Below are 16,944 nucleotides of genomic sequence, written 5' to 3' on the forward strand. Positions count from 1 at the left end.
TTATTGTACAATATTAAGAAAGTAGGTTTACTACAGGATTCTAGTATTATAGAATGATAGAGGAGCACTAATTTTTTTTCGCTCAAATTTGTTATAATTTGTATATTAAGATTACGCGTTATTGTAAATGATTTTTGAGAGGGGTATTATTTTTTATGAAGTATCGTGCAGTCGCGGCTGGTATTTTAGCCGCAAGTTTATTATCGTCTCCAGTTAGTAGTTTCGCAGCAGGGAAAAAGTTTTCGGATGTTCCTACATGGGCGCAGGAATCGGTTGACTATTTAGTAGGGAAAAAAGCACTTGATGGAAAACCAGACGGAACGTTTTCTCCATCTGAAGCAGTAGATAAAGGATCAGCTGCAAAAATATTAGCAGCAGTTCTTGGCTTACCAATTGATCCAAAAGCGAAACCATCTTTTAAAGATTCGCAAAACCATTGGGCAGCACCATATATTGCCGCGGTAGAAAAAGCGGGTGTAATTAATGGAGATGGTACTGGGAAATTCAATCCATCAAGCCAAATTAACCGTGCATCAATGGCATCTATGCTTGTACAAGCATATTCATTAGATAAGAAAATTATTGGAGAACTTCCAACGCAGTTTAAAGATTTGGAACCTCATTGGGGTAAGAAACAAGCTAATATTTTAGTAGCTTTAGAGATTTCAATGGGTACAGGAAATGGCTGGAATCCTGACGGTACTGTAAGTCGTGCTGAAGCAGCTCAGTTCATCGCGATGGCAGATAAAAATAAAATAAATACATCGAAAAGAATGTATATGAATAGAAACTTTATTACATATCATCAAGCATCGTTATCATCTGGTATTACTGACACTCAACATAAGCCACAAATGCTTGAAGTGAAAGAGCAAAGAGCGGACGGTTGGTTGAAGGTTGTAACAAGTAAAGGTGAGAAGTGGACACTATTACAAGAAAAAACAGAGTCTATTAATCAAGAATTCACTACATATCAAGAAGCTTCACATACGTCTACAGTGGTAGGCACACATAAAGCACAACAAGTAACTGTTATTGAAGAGAAAGATAGCTGGATTCGTATCCGTATGGGAGCTGGCTTCCAATGGGTGGATAAAAATCAATTAAACCCAGTGAAGCAAGGTAACTTCCTAGAAGGTAAAGCGATTATTATTGATCCAGGTCATGGGGGAATTGACTCAGGGAATCCTGGTTATTATGAGAAAGAAAGTCAAACCGTATTAGATGTATCATTACGATTACAGAAAATATTTGAGAAAAAGACACCGTTTACTGTGTTATTCACTCGTACAGATGATACACGTCCAGGAACAAGTGCTTCTGATTCTTTAAAGAAACGTGTAGAATTTGCTCAAAAAAATAATGGGGATATCTTTGTAAGTATCCATGGTAATGGTACGGAAAGTAAAAATGGACAAGGTACAGAAACATTCTACTATGAATCAGCGACAGCAAGAGGGACAAACCCGAATGTATCAGAAAGTCGTTTATTAGCAGAGAAAATTCAAGAGCGTCTTGTAGATGCACTTGGAACAAAAGATCGCGGTGTGAAGAAAGGCGATTTATATGTAATTAGAGAAAACACGATGCCAGCTGTATTAGCAGAATTAGCATTTGTAGATAATAAAAACGATGCAGATAAAATTGCTACACCAGAACAGAGACAAAGTGCAGCAGAAGCTATTTATCAAGGTATTTTAGATTACTACGAAGCAATGGGTAATGACGTATCTTCGTACCGTTAATAAATAGAGAGAATGATAGAAGAGATTGCTGAGATGCAGTCTCTTTTATTTATTAAATGAATTATAAAGGTTTCTCTTTATTTCAAGCATATGATATCATTTAATTTTACGTAAAAAAGGTATTCGAGTAATTGTGATCATAACAATTTTAAACGATAAAGGATGATAATAGATTGAGTAATCATAGTAAAACACCTGCATGTATATATACGTATGCATTTCGCGAAGAGGAGCGTGCTTTATGTTACTTGGAAATGCGCTCGTTCTTTGGGATGGAGTCTCACGTTAATATTTTAAAAAGTGAAGTCAAGATTGCTCCGAGTAGAAGTCCGTTTATTAAAGAGCGCGTCGAGGTTATGTATGAAGGGGACGACTTAGAAAGCATTTTAGAACAAGTGGAACAAATTGATTTAGCAGGAGCGACATTCAAAGTTATCTTCGTTAAAATCAATGATCTTGGTAAAGAAAATAAAATTGAATATGGAGAAAGACGCCTTATTGAACGAGACCTCGGTATGCATATTGAAGGAGAAGCGGATGTTCGTAATCCAGAGCGTGTATTCGGGATTGTTCCTCTTGGAGGACGCTGGTACTTCGGACACTATGTAGAAAGTGATCCGGTTTGGTATCATCACATAAAAAAACCGCATAGCTATTCGACATCACTGAGCACACGTGTTGCTAGAGCTGTCGCAAATATCGCTGTACCAAACCCAGATGGAGTACGAGCGATTGACCCGTGCTGCGGAATAGGAACAGTAGTAGTAGAAGCACTTTCTATGGGAATTAACATCGTTGGTAGAGATATTAATCCACTTGTAGTTCTTGGAACGAGAAAAAACATCGTACATTTCGGGTTTGAAGGAACAGTAACAAAAGGTCCAATTGAAGAAATTACTGAGAACTACGACGTTGCAATTATCGATATGCCCTACGACTTATTTACGCATGCAACACCAGAAGACCAGTTTTCCATTCTCTCAAGTGCGCGCCGCATTGCAAAAAAGGTAGTCGTTGTCACGATGGAAACAATGGACGACATGATCCATGAAGCAGGATTTGAAATTACAGATCGCTGTATCACAAGAAAAGGATCATTTTCTAGACAAATTCTTGTTTGTGAATAAGAAAGAAGGGTCACCCGTTTGGGTGACCTTTTTTTGGTTTGTATTGATGTGTGATTGGTTGGTGGAGTGGAGGGATGATTTGGCGGGATTTGTTGATAAGTCGATATTTTATGTCGAATCGCTGATATATTCAGAGAATCAACCGATATCAGATTACTCTTCTTTCGTTGTCTCTTGTTGTGCGATTAATAAATTGCGTAATACGTGTGCGCGGTAACTTTCTAGTTTTCGTCCTTCATGATAGCGAACACCTAATTTTTTTAGCTCAGCTACGTACCAGCCTTTCGTTCCGTAATACATGAGACCACTTCCTTTTTTCTTTTGAACAGTATATGTGCCGGGGCGAGAGAATTTTCTTTTTTATTCATGAAATTTGCGGAATTTAATATTGAATATTCAGTTTATTTTTAATATGATTAACTTATTATCGGATGACAGTGATTAGCCTCGCTGTAAGCCCGGATTTATGTTTGAAAATGAAAAGAGTAACTTCTTTCCACTTGAGCTTCTTTAGCAGAAGTACGAGCTATAAGGATAAGGGTAGTAAAATTCAATGCAAATGTGTACATTGTTTTTCTGGCTCTTAACATAGTAATGGAGGATGAAATATGCGTAAAGGGACTTTTTTTATGGCAGGACATTCGAGACTTCCGAAAGGTATGGCTGTTCGCAGTATGTATGAAACATTAACGATTACAATTGAGGCAGATCATAAATATCACGTTATTATTGAAGCGTCATGTACGCTTGCGACAGAGCACGGTAGAGACTTCGTCGCTCAAATGTTGAGAGGGCATAGTTTGCAAGATGGTATTGAAGAAATCGTTCAAGATATTACGGACCATTATCAAGGAAAAGCGCAAAATGCTATCGTCAGTGCGGTGAAAGATTTACATCGCCAATATGTAAGTTATTTAAATGATGAACAGCCTAGAGGAGAGTACGAGGAAACAACACCATAAAAACTATCTAGTTTACAACCATAAACGAGAGCCAGTTGTATTTCTTTTAAAGAGATACGACTGGCTTATTTTATTGAGGAGGCAAGAACTATGAAAAAGTTAAATGAAGTGTAAGTTGTAAAACAAGAGATGAAAAAAAGAGGGTGCGTAGAAAGTAAGGGGATTTTTAAAATGTATAAAGTATGTAGAGAAAATAATAAAAAACGAATTGACAGTTAGAATATTTTGAATTATTATTTAATTAATAAGATCCATACGAGAAATTAGCCTTCTCTATATTCGATCTTGCTTTCCTGTTTTACAAATATTTTCATACAAACTGTCTATTATTATTGTACTTTAAGAGATTAAAGAACACTCGTAATTATGAGCCAGTTGTACGTTTCTACGATTTTAAGTCGTGGATACGTATGACTGGCTTTTTCGATGTTAGGGCAGTAAGACCGAATCTCAGCATAAGAAGATAAGGATAACTGTCTGTAAAAAACGTCAATACGTTCTTCATATTTAAATTAGGGAGGAATTGAAATGTCGATTATTACAGAACAAAATACGAAGATGAAATTTGCAAAGAAATATGAGGGGTATGAGATTGTTCCTCATCCAGAGCATAAACGTTTATATCATATTACGCTAAACCAGCAATTGCTTAAGCAGTTTTTTGAAGAGGTAAAAGAGCATTCAGAGCAGTCACTGCAATATATTCCTTATTCTCGGTTTAATCTTGCGGATGGAATGAGAAAGATTTTTGGGCAATCATTTATGGATAACATTCGCGGCATTATTCATGACCGTGAAACGGGCGGATTTACGATTGGGGTGCAAGGTGAAACGGCAGATCCAGCAGACTATGTGAAATTTGCAACAGCATTAACACATTTAATCGGGGAGCCAAACTTTGATGCAATGACAGGAACGTATTATGCTAGGTTTAATGTGAAAGATACGGATAGTAGTGATTCTTACCTTCGTCAAGCGTACCGATTGTTTACACTGCATACAGACGGTACATTCGTTGATGAGCCGACAGATTGGCTTCTTATGATGAAAATTGAAGAGCAAAATGCAGTAGGAGGGGAATCACGTTTACTACATTTAGACGATTGGGAAGACCTTCAAAAGTTTAGAAATCATTCACTCGCATCTGTTAAAGTTACGTATAAAGCACCACCAAGTAAAAATGCGCAAGAAATCGTCTATCGTGAAACATTTTTTGATGTAAATAACGCACCATGTATTTGCTTTATTGATCAGTTCGCTTATCCAGATAATATTGAACAAGCAAACTATTTGAAAGACTTATCATATTCTGTTGAAAACTCACCAGCAACACATGCATTGAAATTACCAATTGGTGACTTAGTTCTTTTAAACAACTTATTTTGGATGCACGGAAGAGCTGCATTTGAAAAAAATAAAGATTTATATAGAGAACTAATGCGTCAACGTGGTTGTTTTTCTAAATAATATGTACGGCGGGTCTTAAAAAAGGCCTGCCTTTCATCATATTAAGGGGGAAGTAGGATGTATGACTTTATAATTATTGGCGGAGGAATTGTTGGGCTTTCAACGGGAATGGCTTTAACGAAAAAATTCCCTCGTGCGAAAATCGCGATCATTGAAAAAGAAAAGGAACTTGCACATCATCAAACTGGACATAATAGCGGTGTAATTCACTCTGGAATTTATTATAAACCAGGGAGTTATAAAGCGAAGTTTGCTAAAGAAGGAAACGCAGCTATGGTTCAATTTTGTAAAGAAAATGACATCGCTTATGACATGTGTGGAAAAGTAATTGTCGCTACAGAAAAGGACGAACTTCCTCTTTTACATAACTTATATGAAAGGGGCTTACAAAACGATTTACATATTGAAAAAATAGATAAGGAAAAATTAGCTGAAATTGAACCTCATGTAAAGGGACTTGGGGCAATCCGTGTTCCTTCTTGCGGAATTGCTGATTATAAAGGAGTAAGTTATGCATTTGCTCGCTTAATTCAAGAAAGCGGGGGAGAAGTACATTTAGGAACAGCGGCGGAGCGTATTACTGAGAAGAAAGACGCCGTAACAATTGAAACAAATCAAGGTGTATTTAAATCGAAATTTCTCATTAACTGCGCCGGATTACATAGTGATCGCATTGCGAAAAAGACAGGCATATTAACGGATATGAAAATTGTTCCGTTTCGTGGTGAATATTACGAACTTGTCCCAGAAAAACGCCATCTCGTAAAACATTTAATCTATCCAGTTCCAAATCCAGAATTCCCATTTCTAGGTGTTCATTTCACAAGAATGATAAACGGAGACGTACATGCAGGACCGAATGCAGTATTAAGCTTCAAACGCGAAGGCTATACGAAAACAGACTTTGATATAAAAGACTTCATGGAAACAATGACATACGCAGGCTTTTGGAAAATGGCGATGCCAAATATGAAAGAAGGCATAAAAGAAATGGTGCGCTCATTTAGTAAACAATCATTCCTAAAAAGCTTGCAGCGCCTAATACCAGAACTTACAGAGAAAGATATCGTACCAACCCATGCAGGTGTAAGGGCACAAGCCATTTTATCGAACGGAAATATGGTTGATGACTTCTGCATTATCCCTGGTATCAATTCCCTGCATATTTGTAATGCGCCATCTCCAGCGGCAACGGCTAGTATAAAGATTGGTGAGGAGATTGTAAGGCAAGTGCCGGATGTGGTGGCGGTTAGGGTTTGATTGGTAATGTGTCCCCCGAGTGAGTTGAGTCATAAATCCGCCTCACTTTGAACGATAATATTACCGTGAATCATGAATTTGAAGAATCCCTTCTCACAAAGTGAAGCTTTAATCAGTGGTAGTTTTTCCTCAGCATTAGGACTACGAAATTGAAAAATATTTAAAGGAAATACGATATCACTTCTATTTCTAGTTTATTAAAGTAGGCTTTATAGTAAGGATTCTAAAAATATAAAGGAGGGATATGCTTTGTTTCCAGGTACTTTATATGAAACACATGTTAAAACAAAAAATTTAGAAGTGGCAAAAGAGTTTTATACTAAACTTGGATTATTTCATGCTCGCACTATTGAAGAACGCCGTGTAGCTTTCTTTTGGTTTGATAAAGAAAATAAGAAGGAACAAATGCTGGGCATTTGGGAAGTATCGGAAGAAGCATTCCATACAAGTCACTTTGCATTCAAGGTTAACTATGAAGAAATCATTCATGCAAGAGAATGGCTTCTTAATAAAGGAATAAACCCAAGGGCTGCTTTCGGTCTTGAACCTTCCGAGCCTATGGTTCAAACGTGGACACCGACTGCAAATCTTTATTTTTACGATCCTGACGGCAATTCTTTAGAATTTCTATGTTTACTTCCTGAAAAGAAAAAAGTAAAACAAGACGTCATGTATTTGAGTGAGTGGGAAAGCTTGGAGAGTGAAGAATAAATTTGATTTTTAACTCGAATTTCGCAACGCTATTTTAAAGGGAACCATAACCTTATCTAAGTGGCAAAACTATGGCTTAAATCACCCCCTGAGTTTTTGGGGGATTTTTTTGTTTTGGGGCTAATAATCACCTACTGTATAAAAAAGTAGACAGTAGTGTGTATTTTTTAAAAAATGTATACAGATTTATCCCGCATTAACTGCCCGTAAAAGCCCGATTGGTGTGGGCTAATAATCAGTGGGGGATGAAGCCCCCCCACTGATTAAAGTTTCACTTTATACTCTATGCGTTGGCATGATACTTGCAATGAAAATAGTATTAACATATAGGGGAGAGATAGAAATGAAGGTTAGTAAAATATACACAACAATTGATGCTCACGTAGCTGGGGAACCGCTTCGAATTATTACGGGCGGAGTGCCAGAGGTAAAGGGAGAAACGCAATTAGAAAAACGCGCATACTGCATGGAACATTTGGATCATCTTCGCGAGGTTCTTATGTATGAACCGAGAGGACATCACGGAATGTACGGTTGCATCATTACTCCGCCTGCAAGTCCTCATGCTGATTTTGGCGTATTATTTATGCACAATGAAGGCTGGAGTACGATGTGTGGTCACGGAATTATCGCTGTTATTACAGTTGGAATTGAAACAGGTATGTTTGAAGTGACAGGTGAAAAACAAAAATTCATTATCGATAGCCCTGCTGGGGAAGTTATTGCGTACGCAACATTTAACGGGAGCGAAGTAGAGTCAGTATCATTTGAAAACGTTCCTTCGTTCGTATACAAGAAAGACGTTCCTATCAAAATAGATGACTATGAATTTCAAGTAGATATCGCGTTTGGCGGAGCATTCTACGCTGTAGTGGATAGTAAAGAGTTTGGTTTGAAAGTCGATTTTAAAGATTTAGCTGCAATTCAAACGTGGGGCGGTAAAATTAAAGACTACATTGAAAGTCAAATGGAAGTAAAACATCCACTTGAAGAAGATTTAAAAGGAATATACGGAGTTATTTTCTCAGATGAACCGAAAGGAAAAGACGCTACTTTACGAAATGTAACGATCTTTGCTGATGGGCAAGTAGACCGTTCCCCTTGCGGTACAGGAACATCCGCAAGAATCGCAACTCTTTTTGAAAAAGATGCCTTACAAAAAAGAGAGATGTTCATCCACGAATGCATTACTGACGGCCAATTTGAGGGAGAAGTATTGTCGGTAACAGCGGTAGATAAATATGAAGCTGTCGTTCCGAAAGTAACGGGGAATGCATTTATTACAGGATTTCATCAGTTTGTTATAGATCCGAGGGATGATTTGAATCGGGGATTTTTGTTAGGATAAAGTGAAACTTTAATCAGTGGAGGGGGTTTATCCTCCACTGATTATTAGTTGAACCAATCGGGTTTTTACGGGCAGTTGATCTCCCATATAACGTCTTTGTCCAACCTAATTTTCAGATGGGAGTCTTACTGCCCGTTAATACGGGGTAGAAGGAGGAGGCGGAAAGATATGCTAGTCATAAGCGCGAACGAACAACGAAACTTAGTAAATATGAAGGAAGTCATTGAATACGCGGCGCTTGCTTTAAAAGAATTTTCAGCAGAAAGAACGATCACACCAATTCGCGGCTCATTACCATTTGCGAACGGCCAAAATACCGCATTAATTATGCCTTCAGTAGCGGAAGGACTCGAAGCGCTCGGTTTAAAAGTAGTAACGGTAGCTCCGCATAATAAAAAGATAGGAAAGAAAACGATAAACGGGATCGTTATACTATCAGACTTTCAAACGGGAGAACCGCTTGCACTTTTAGAAGGATCGTACTTAACGATGATTCGAACAGGCGCCTTATCAGGAGTAGCGACAAAACATTTAGCTCGTCATAACGCAAAAACCTTATGCATTATCGGTACCGGTGAACAAGCGAAAGGAATTGCAGAAGCTGTACTCGCCGTTAGGGATATTGAAAAAATCATCCTATACAACCGAACAGAAGAAAAAGCGTATGCATTTGCGCAATATATACAAGAAAAATTCAGCAAACCGGCTTACGTTTACACAAATCCAAATGAAGCAATAAGCGAAGCAGACATCATCGTCACAACAACGAATGCATCCACACCAGTCTTCTCAGAAAAACTAAAAAAAGGCGTCCACATAAACGCCGTCGGTTCATTTAGACCGAGCATGCAAGAACTACCATCCCACGCCATCGCGAACGCAAACAAAGTAGTAGTCGAATCAAAAGAGGCAGCACTAGAAGAAACGGGTGACCTTCAAGTTCCGATAAAAGAAGGATTATTTGAAGCGAGCGACATCCACGCTGAACTTGGTCAAATCATTAGCGGAGAAAAAGCTGGTAGAGAGAACGATGAAGAGATTACTATTTTCAAATCAGTAGGTTTAGCAGTAGTAGATATAATAGTGGCGAAATACTTATATGAAAAAGCGATGGAACGTGGAGTGGGTACTACGATTCAGTTGTGAGGCTGCCTTTTGGGCGGTCTTTTTGTTTATAATGCGCGTATGCATCTCAATTGTAATGTGTAGTGTTTGCAAAGAAATTATGTGATGTATCATATATTCTGTTAAAATTAAACAAAAATGCATATAAGAAATTGCAGGTGAGAAACCTTGGATTTAGTTCGGAAATTAACTCGTATTTATGGCTTAGGGCTTTGCTGTGGGTTGTGGAGTAAAGCTGAAGTAATTCAATGGTGTGATAAATTGATTGAAGCAAGTGACAGTCCGCCATATGAAATAATTGAGATATCCTTAATGTCTAAAGCAAAGATAGATGATATTGAAGGGAAGTTATTTGAGTTTAGTAGCACAGTTGATGAAGAATACACTGTTAAGTTAACTCTTTCCGTCATTCATGAAAAACTAAAAAAACATGAACTGACGATTGAAGAATCAATTAAATGCACCACTAGACTTTTAGTCAACAGGGGGGTGCATTGGGAGGCGGAATACTTTGAATTGTATAGTCTAGACGATAGCTATGACTTAGCTAAAGATGGTGTTCATTTTGATTTAAGTCAAGTTATTCATACATATATTGAAATGTTAAGTATTTATAGTAAGTATTTTAGTGGGTTTGAAAAACTGTATTTTAAAGTAATGGGAAATGAATGGAGATTTTAATGTATATCAGTATTTGATTAGCTTTGTTTGTCCCTTATTTTCCAATTGGAGAATAGGGGACAAAGTTTTATGAAGGAGTAAATTTAGACATCAAGTATGCAGCTTTTTTACCATTCTCGCCATTCTTCTGTTATGTCTTCTTCGGATTCTAAGCCAGCTATTCGTGCTGCTGTATCGATAAATTCATAGAGATCTTCTCTTTCCATTGTTTCGATAAAATGGTCATGTTCGATATTTAGTTCATTTATTTTAATAACTACCTCTTTAACAACTTGCATTACTTCGGCTTCGGTTGGGTTCTCGCCTAATTGCACTAAATTGTTAATGTAAGTGTCAAGAACCTTATTTGTTGCACTTATATTTTCTTCAGTGAAAAATTCCCCATCTTCATCATGCTCAACCCATGGGGTTGTTGGTTTGTTTTTTTTCAATTCATCAAACGTCATGATAACCTCCTAAAAATGCTTTTTTATCTTTAATCTCATTCTACATTTTCAATTATATATAAGAACCATTTCAGAGAAACTTTCTGTAGGCTGCTAGTTTTTCAACTCATTTTACGAGGCTACCTATTCGTGGTCTTTTTATTTTACCCCCCGCATAAATATATTTTATCCCGCTATTTGCCGGGCAGTAAGACTCCCACCTCAAAATTCGGCGAATGCGGAGGAGTTAGGTGGGAGATCAACTGCCCGTAAAAGCCCGATTGGTGAAGGCTAATAATCAGTGGGGGATGGACAAACCCCCACTGATTAAAGTTTCACTTTATCGCAAGAATTCATTAATAGATTTCAAACTGTCTATCTTTGCTAAAAAGTTTGACAATACATACGGGTAGTGGTAATTTAAAACCTATAAGAAAACTCGGTATTAATTCCGAGTTTTCTTATAGGTGTAAATAGTCGAGAGGGGTCGAAATATGAAGAAGTTGTTTGCATTACCATTTGTCCTACTATTACTTATTGCATTAGCGGCTTGCTCAGGGGAGAAAGATTCTTCGAAGCAAGCAGGAACTAGTAAATCAGGGACTCCGAAAGATGGAGGAACGTTAACAGTTGGTGTTAGTGATAATCCAGATACGATGAACCCGCTTTATGCGAATGATCGTGTCTCGCTCACGATACAGCAAGCTTTATATGCACCGCTGTATCATATGGAAGACGGTAAGAAAAAATTTGTTCTTGCTGAGAGCTTTACGCCTTCAGAGGATCAATTAACATGGACTTTAAAATTAAAGGATAATTTGAAATGGCATGATGGTAAGAAAATTACATCAGATGATATTGTATTTACATTCAAATCTATTCTAGATGAGAAGCAAAATAGTTCAAGCCGTGAAAACTTTATTTTTAAAGGAAAGCCGCTTGAGGTGAAAAAAGTGGATGAGCTAACGACTCAATTTGTATTACCACAAGTAAGTGCATCTTTCGAAGGGGTTATGAATGACTTCTTCCCAATTCCGAAACATGTATTTGAAGGTGAAGCAGATTTAGTGAAGAGTAAGAAAAACCTACAACCTGTAGGGTCAGGTCCATTTAAATTAAAAGAATTTAAGTCAGATGAATATGTTGCGCTAGAGCGATTCGATGATTATTTTGCTGGTAAAGCGAAATTAGATTCTGTCGTGTACCGCGTTGTAAAAGACCGTAATACGGCAAACGTTTCACTTCAAAATGGTCAAATCAATATGAAAATGATTGAGCCGCAAGACTTTAAGAAATTAGATAGCACTGGGAACTTCTCAATGGTGACATTCCCTGAAGGTAGATTATTCTACTTAGCTTATAACTTTAATACAGACCTTATGAAGAAAAAAGAAGTGCGCCAAGCAATTGCACATGCATTAGATAAGAAAGAAATGATTAACTCAGCATTCGTTTCTAGTCAATTTGCAGAACCAGCAAATTCAATCTTAACGCCAGACGCTATGTATTATGCGAAAGATATTAAAGAGTATAAGTATGATCAAAAAGAAGCGAAAGATTTATTAGCAAAAGCTGGTGTGAAAGATAAAGAAAAAATACGCGTTATGTATGTAACGAATAATAAAATTATGGAAAGCTTAGCGCTATATACACAACAAAAATTACAAGAAGTTGGTTTACAAGTTGAACTGAATGCATTAGATGCTAGTGCAGCAAGTGAAAAAGGCTTAGATAAAGCGAATAAAGACTATGACATTACATTCGGTGGTTACATAATGGGACCAGAGCCAGATTCATATAAGAGTTTATTCTTAAGTAATGCTGAATACAATTATGCACGTTATAAAAACGCTGATTTCGATAAATTATGGGAAGAAGCTGCGGTTGAAACAGATAAAACAAAACGCGCAGAGCTATACCATAAAATCCAAGATACAGCGAGAGAAGACTTACCTTATCTTCCAATCGCATATCCGAAAGCAGTTATTGCAGTAGATAAAAAGTTTGATGGATTAAAAGAAGCAAAAGCAATTCCAGTCACAATGTTTGAAGATCTATCGAAAATCTATGAAGTGAAATAAGAAACTGTAAAGAAGCTGGTGAAAATCAGCTTCTTTATCCCGCTTTAATGGGCAGTAAGACTCCCACCTCAAAACTTGGCGAATGCGAGAAAATTAGGTGGAAGTCCTGCTGATTAAAGTTTCACTTTATCTTGAGGGGGGAAGTTTGTGTATAAAGTAATTGCAAAGAGGCTTTTAAATGCGATTCCGCTTTTATTTGTTATTTCTATTATTTCTTTTTTATTAATAAAACTAGCGCCGGGCGATCCCGTTCGAAACTTTGTAACGCCGAATATGAGTCCGATTGACGTTGAACGTATTCGCAAAAGTTTAGGACTAGATCAGCCGATTTACGTGCAATATTTTTTATGGTTAAAAAATATTTTAACAGGGAATTTTGGATACTCACTTCAAAACCATCGTCCTGTTTTAGAACTTATTACAGAAAGATTACCCGCAACAATCGGGTTAATGGGATCATCTTTACTCGTCTCATTTGTAATCGCAATACCGCTTGGATTATTTACAGGTGTGAAAAAGAACTCGTTCTTTGACCGCATTGTGAACTTCATCTCCTATGTGGGAATCTCAATGCCAGTCTTTTGGTTCGCGTTACTATTAATCTATTTATTCTCTTTAAAATTGAACATGCTTCCGAGTATGGGTATGCGCACAGTCGGTCAAGATTCCTTCTTGGATATTGTCCAGCACGGTATTTTACCTTGCATGGTGCTAGCGTTCCAAAACATCTCTGTCTATATGAGATATATTCGCTCAAGTACAATTCAGCAATTAGAAGAAGATTACGTACAAATTCAATATGCGTACGGTGCTTCGCAGAAAACAGTTTTATTTAATCACGTACTTCGAAACGTATTAATACCGATCATTACAATCTTCGGATTATCCATTCCAAGTTTAGTAGGCGGAGCGTTCATTACGGAAACAGTATTCTCATGGCCGGGACTTGGTTCACTCGGGGTGAATGCTATTTTTAGATTTGATTATCCAATTATTATGGCAATCACATTATTATCATCGTTCATGTTAATTCTCGGTAATTTAATTGCTGATATTTTATATGGCGTAGTAGATCCACGCATTCGAATGAGGGGGTGATTTGGAATGAACAATAGGAGATTTCAAACGATAAAAAATAGTTTTACAAAAAATAAGTTTGTAGTAATGGGAGTTATTATACTGGGTGTTTTAACAATCGCGTCTCTTTTCGCATTCATATCACCGTACGATCCTAGTAAAATGTCGATTCCAGATCGTTTACAAGAACCGAGTATGAGTCATCCGTTCGGCACAGATGATTACGGAAGGGATTACTTAACGAGAGCGTTATATGGCGGACGAGTTTCCCTTGCCGTTGGTTTTTTAGCGATGGTTGTTTCCATTACAATCGGAACCGCAGTAGGAACAATTAGTGGATATTTTGGCGGAAAGTTAGACAACTTCTTAATGCGAATTGTTGAAGTTTTAATGTCAATTCCATCATTCTTTTTAATGCTGTTATTAAATGCGTATTTAAAACCAGGAATTACAACGCTTGTTCTTATTATCGGATTATTAACGTGGATGGATACCGCGCGTATCGTAAGGGCAGAAACGTTATCTGTAAAAGAGCGTGAGTACGTTTTATATGCAAAAGTATCCGGACAAAAATCATTGATGATTATTGTAAGACACATCATTCCGAACATTTTATCAACCATTATAATCGCAGCGACATTAACAATTGCGACATCGATTTTAATGGAATCATCACTTAGCTTCTTAGGATTAGGTATTAGAGAACCAGATTCTTCTTGGGGCAGCATGCTAAATAATGCTCAAGGATACATAGGTGAAGCTTGGTATTTAACACTTTTCCCAGGGTTCCTTATTTTATTAACTGTACTAAGCTTTAACGTAATCGGTGAAGCGTTGAAAAAAGCTTTCGCACCAAAAGGGGCTCATCATGAGAACTAATGCTTTAAGTGAGGGGGAGTGAAAAGCGTGTCTGAAAAACTATTAGAAGTAAAAAACTTAAAGACTTCTTTTTTCATAGAAGACGGCGAAGTAGAAGCGGTTCGCGGCGTTTCATTTAGTTTGAAAAAGGGTGAAGTCGTTGGGATTGTTGGCGAATCGGGAAGCGGAAAGAGCGTTATGGCGAAATCTGTTATGGCCCTCGTTACGCCTCCGGGGAAAGTGAAAGAAGGAGAGATTCTTTTTCAAAATGAAAACGTGCTTTCTAAATCGGAAAAAGAATTACGCTCTATTAGAGGAAATCAAATTTCACTCATCTCCCAAGATCCAATGTCGGCACTAAATCCAGTTGTGAAAATTAGAAAGCAAATGACGGAAGTAATTATTCGGCATCAAAAAGTGAAAAAGAAAGAAGCACAAAATATCGCGGTCAACTTACTAAAACAAGTCGGTCTTTCTTCACCGGAAGAAAGAGTAAAACAATATCCGCATGAACTAAGCGGCGGTATGAAGCAGCGGGTTATGATCGCAATGGCAATGTCTTGTAACCCAGACCTTCTCATTGCGGATGAACCGACGACAGCACTTGACGTAACGATACAAGCGCAAATACTAGATTTAATGAAAAACTTAAAAAACGAAACGAATATGTCGTTACTTCTTATTACACATGATCTTGGAATTGTTGCGCAAAACTGTACACGCGTCATCGTTATGTACGGCGGACTTATTATGGAAGAAGGACATGTACTTGATATTTTTCAATCGCCGAATCATCCATACACGAAAGGCTTATTAAACTCTCTGCCAAAAATATCGAACGGAGTAAAAGAAAGACTCGCGCCGATTCAAGGTGTAACGCCAAACTTACTACATCCGCCGAAAGGATGCCCATTCGCAGAGCGTTGCCCACATAAAATGGACATTTGTGAAAAAGAACGTCCGCCATATTTTGAAATCGGAAACGGAAGACGCTCTATGTGCTGGTTAAACGATGAAATAGTAGGTGATTCCCATGCATGAAGAAAACTTAATTGAGGTTCGGAACTTAAAAAAGTATTTTCCTATTAAAAAGGGACTATTTGGCAGAAAAACAGAGCAATTAAAAGCAGTAGATGACCTAAGCTTCACAATTAAAAAGGGTGAAACATTCGGACTAGTAGGAGAATCAGGCTGCGGAAAATCAACGACAGGAAGAAGTATCATTCGCTTACACGATGTAACTTCAGGTAACATTCTATTCGACGGAAAAGATATCGTAGATCTAAAAGAAAATGAACTAAAAGAATATAGAAAAAGAATGCAAATCATTTTTCAAGACCCATACGCATCATTAAACCCGACAATGAATGTATTCCAAATTATTAGCGAACCGATGAACATTCATGGCTCTTACACAGCCGAAGAAAGAAAAGAAATCATTCTAGACCTGCTCAAAAAAGTAGGACTAAAAGAAGAACACCTATATCGCTACCCGCACGAATTTAGCGGAGGCCAAAGACAGCGCATTAGCATCGCGCGCGCACTATCTGTAAAACCTGACTTCATCCTATGTGACGAACCAATCTCAGCACTAGACGTCTCAGTCCAAGCACAAGTCGTAAACATGCTGCAAGACATTCAAGAAGAAACAGGCGTCACATACTTATTCATCGCACATGACCTATCCATGGTAAGACACATATCAGACCGAATCGGAGTCATGTACCTAGGAAACATAGTAGAAATTGCCGACAGCGAAGACCTATACACAAAACCGGCACATCCATACACACAAGCACTACTCTCATCCATGCCAGAACCAGATCCAACAAACACAGGCAAAGAACGGATCATTCTACAAGGTGAAGTACCAAGCCCACTCAACTCACCATCCGGCTGCAAATTCAGAACGCGCTGCAAATTCGCCACTGAAAAATGCGCACAGGAAGTACCGAAGATGGTGGAAATTGCGAAAGGGCATCAAGTGGCTTGTCATTTGTTTTAGAGTGGGGGAAAAGCATCGGGGGGACCTGGTGGTATTTCAGTTGGTAATATGATAGCGCTTGTAGCGTTAAAC

The 16,944-nt window shown here is 37.8% G+C and carries 16 protein-coding genes; 14 read left to right on the top strand and 2 right to left on the bottom strand.

What is annotated here, in order from left to right:
- Window positions 1–155 precede the first annotated feature (155 nt).
- Both I6L50_RS10625 and I6L50_RS10630 read left to right on the top strand, forming a co-directional pair.
- The gene (locus I6L50_RS10625) at window positions 156–1,745 is read left to right on the top strand and encodes an N-acetylmuramoyl-L-alanine amidase (RefSeq protein WP_219301354.1); all 1,590 of its coding nucleotides are present in this window, start codon (window positions 156–158) and stop codon (window positions 1,743–1,745) included.
- 173 nt (window positions 1,746–1,918) lie between these two features.
- Window positions 1,919–2,872, top strand: a complete 954-nt coding sequence (locus I6L50_RS10630) for a TRM11 family SAM-dependent methyltransferase (protein WP_219301356.1) — start codon at window positions 1,919–1,921, stop codon at window positions 2,870–2,872.
- 153 nt (window positions 2,873–3,025) lie between these two features.
- Here I6L50_RS10630 and I6L50_RS10635 read toward each other — a convergent pair whose 3' ends face one another.
- Window positions 3,026–3,172 carry a YflJ family protein gene (locus I6L50_RS10635; RefSeq protein WP_002010895.1) on the bottom strand — a complete coding sequence of 49 codons (147 nt, stop codon included), beginning with the start codon at window positions 3,170–3,172 and terminating at the stop codon, window positions 3,026–3,028.
- Window positions 3,173–3,480: 308 nt separating this feature from the next.
- Between I6L50_RS10635 and I6L50_RS10640 the strand changes: the two genes are divergently transcribed.
- The 7 genes from I6L50_RS10640 to I6L50_RS10670 all read left to right on the top strand — a co-directional run bounded on the left by I6L50_RS10640 (window position 3,481) and on the right by I6L50_RS10670 (window position 10,426).
- Window positions 3,481–3,834, top strand: coding sequence for a DUF3870 domain-containing protein (locus I6L50_RS10640; RefSeq protein WP_001225455.1), 354 nt, complete (start codon window positions 3,481–3,483; stop codon window positions 3,832–3,834).
- Window positions 3,835–4,362: 528 nt separating this feature from the next.
- Window positions 4,363–5,301 (top strand): glutarate dioxygenase GlaH, encoded by a 939-nt coding sequence (glaH, locus tag I6L50_RS10645; protein ID WP_219301358.1) that lies wholly within the window; start codon window positions 4,363–4,365, stop codon window positions 5,299–5,301.
- Window positions 5,302–5,358: 57 nt separating this feature from the next.
- Complete coding sequence (lhgO, locus tag I6L50_RS10650) at window positions 5,359–6,561, top strand: L-2-hydroxyglutarate oxidase (protein WP_219301360.1); 1,203 nt, start codon at window positions 5,359–5,361, stop codon at window positions 6,559–6,561.
- 249 nt (window positions 6,562–6,810) lie between these two features.
- Window positions 6,811–7,272, top strand: a complete 462-nt coding sequence (locus I6L50_RS10655) for a VOC family protein (protein ID WP_078184551.1) — start codon at window positions 6,811–6,813, stop codon at window positions 7,270–7,272.
- Window positions 7,273–7,567: 295 nt separating this feature from the next.
- Entirely contained in the window at window positions 7,568–8,620 is a 1,053-nt protein-coding gene (locus tag I6L50_RS10660; protein ID WP_219301362.1) for a proline racemase family protein, read from the top strand.
- Window positions 8,621–8,788: 168 nt separating this feature from the next.
- Window positions 8,789–9,766 carry an ornithine cyclodeaminase family protein gene (locus tag I6L50_RS10665; protein WP_219301364.1) on the top strand — a complete coding sequence of 326 codons (978 nt, stop codon included), beginning with the start codon at window positions 8,789–8,791 and terminating at the stop codon, window positions 9,764–9,766.
- Window positions 9,767–9,913: 147 nt separating this feature from the next.
- Window positions 9,914–10,426: a hypothetical protein gene (locus tag I6L50_RS10670; RefSeq protein WP_002030070.1), complete on the top strand. Its 513-nt coding sequence runs from the start codon at window positions 9,914–9,916 to the stop codon at window positions 10,424–10,426.
- Between the two features lie 107 nt (window positions 10,427–10,533).
- Here I6L50_RS10670 and I6L50_RS10675 read toward each other — a convergent pair whose 3' ends face one another.
- The gene (locus I6L50_RS10675; RefSeq protein ID WP_219301366.1) at window positions 10,534–10,872 is read right to left on the bottom strand and encodes a hypothetical protein; all 339 of its coding nucleotides are present in this window, start codon (window positions 10,870–10,872) and stop codon (window positions 10,534–10,536) included.
- Window positions 10,873–11,345: 473 nt separating this feature from the next.
- On the opposite strand from I6L50_RS10675, the gene I6L50_RS10680 reads away from it, so the two are divergent.
- From I6L50_RS10680 to I6L50_RS10700, 5 genes are all read left to right on the top strand, one after another.
- Window positions 11,346–12,932 carry an ABC transporter substrate-binding protein gene (locus tag I6L50_RS10680; RefSeq protein WP_219301367.1) on the top strand — a complete coding sequence of 529 codons (1,587 nt, stop codon included), beginning with the start codon at window positions 11,346–11,348 and terminating at the stop codon, window positions 12,930–12,932.
- A gap of 147 nt (window positions 12,933–13,079) precedes the next feature.
- Window positions 13,080–14,030: an ABC transporter permease gene (locus tag I6L50_RS10685; protein ID WP_002125592.1), complete on the top strand. Its 951-nt coding sequence runs from the start codon at window positions 13,080–13,082 to the stop codon at window positions 14,028–14,030.
- A gap of 6 nt (window positions 14,031–14,036) precedes the next feature.
- The gene (locus I6L50_RS10690) at window positions 14,037–14,888 is read left to right on the top strand and encodes an ABC transporter permease (RefSeq protein WP_219301369.1); all 852 of its coding nucleotides are present in this window, start codon (window positions 14,037–14,039) and stop codon (window positions 14,886–14,888) included.
- A gap of 27 nt (window positions 14,889–14,915) precedes the next feature.
- A complete protein-coding gene (locus I6L50_RS10695; protein WP_219301371.1) occupies window positions 14,916–15,908 on the top strand; it encodes an ABC transporter ATP-binding protein in 993 nt (330 codons plus the stop codon).
- Complete coding sequence (locus I6L50_RS10700) at window positions 15,901–16,872, top strand: ABC transporter ATP-binding protein (protein WP_219301373.1); 972 nt, start codon at window positions 15,901–15,903, stop codon at window positions 16,870–16,872. Before I6L50_RS10695 ends, I6L50_RS10700 begins: the two co-directional genes overlap by 8 nt.
- The last annotated feature ends 72 nt before the right edge of the window (window positions 16,873–16,944 follow it).

Origin of the sequence: Bacillus sp. FDAARGOS_1420, assembly GCF_019344915.1 — a bacterium.
Taxonomy (GTDB): Bacteria; Bacillota; Bacilli; order Bacillales; family Bacillaceae_G; genus Bacillus_A; species Bacillus_A mycoides.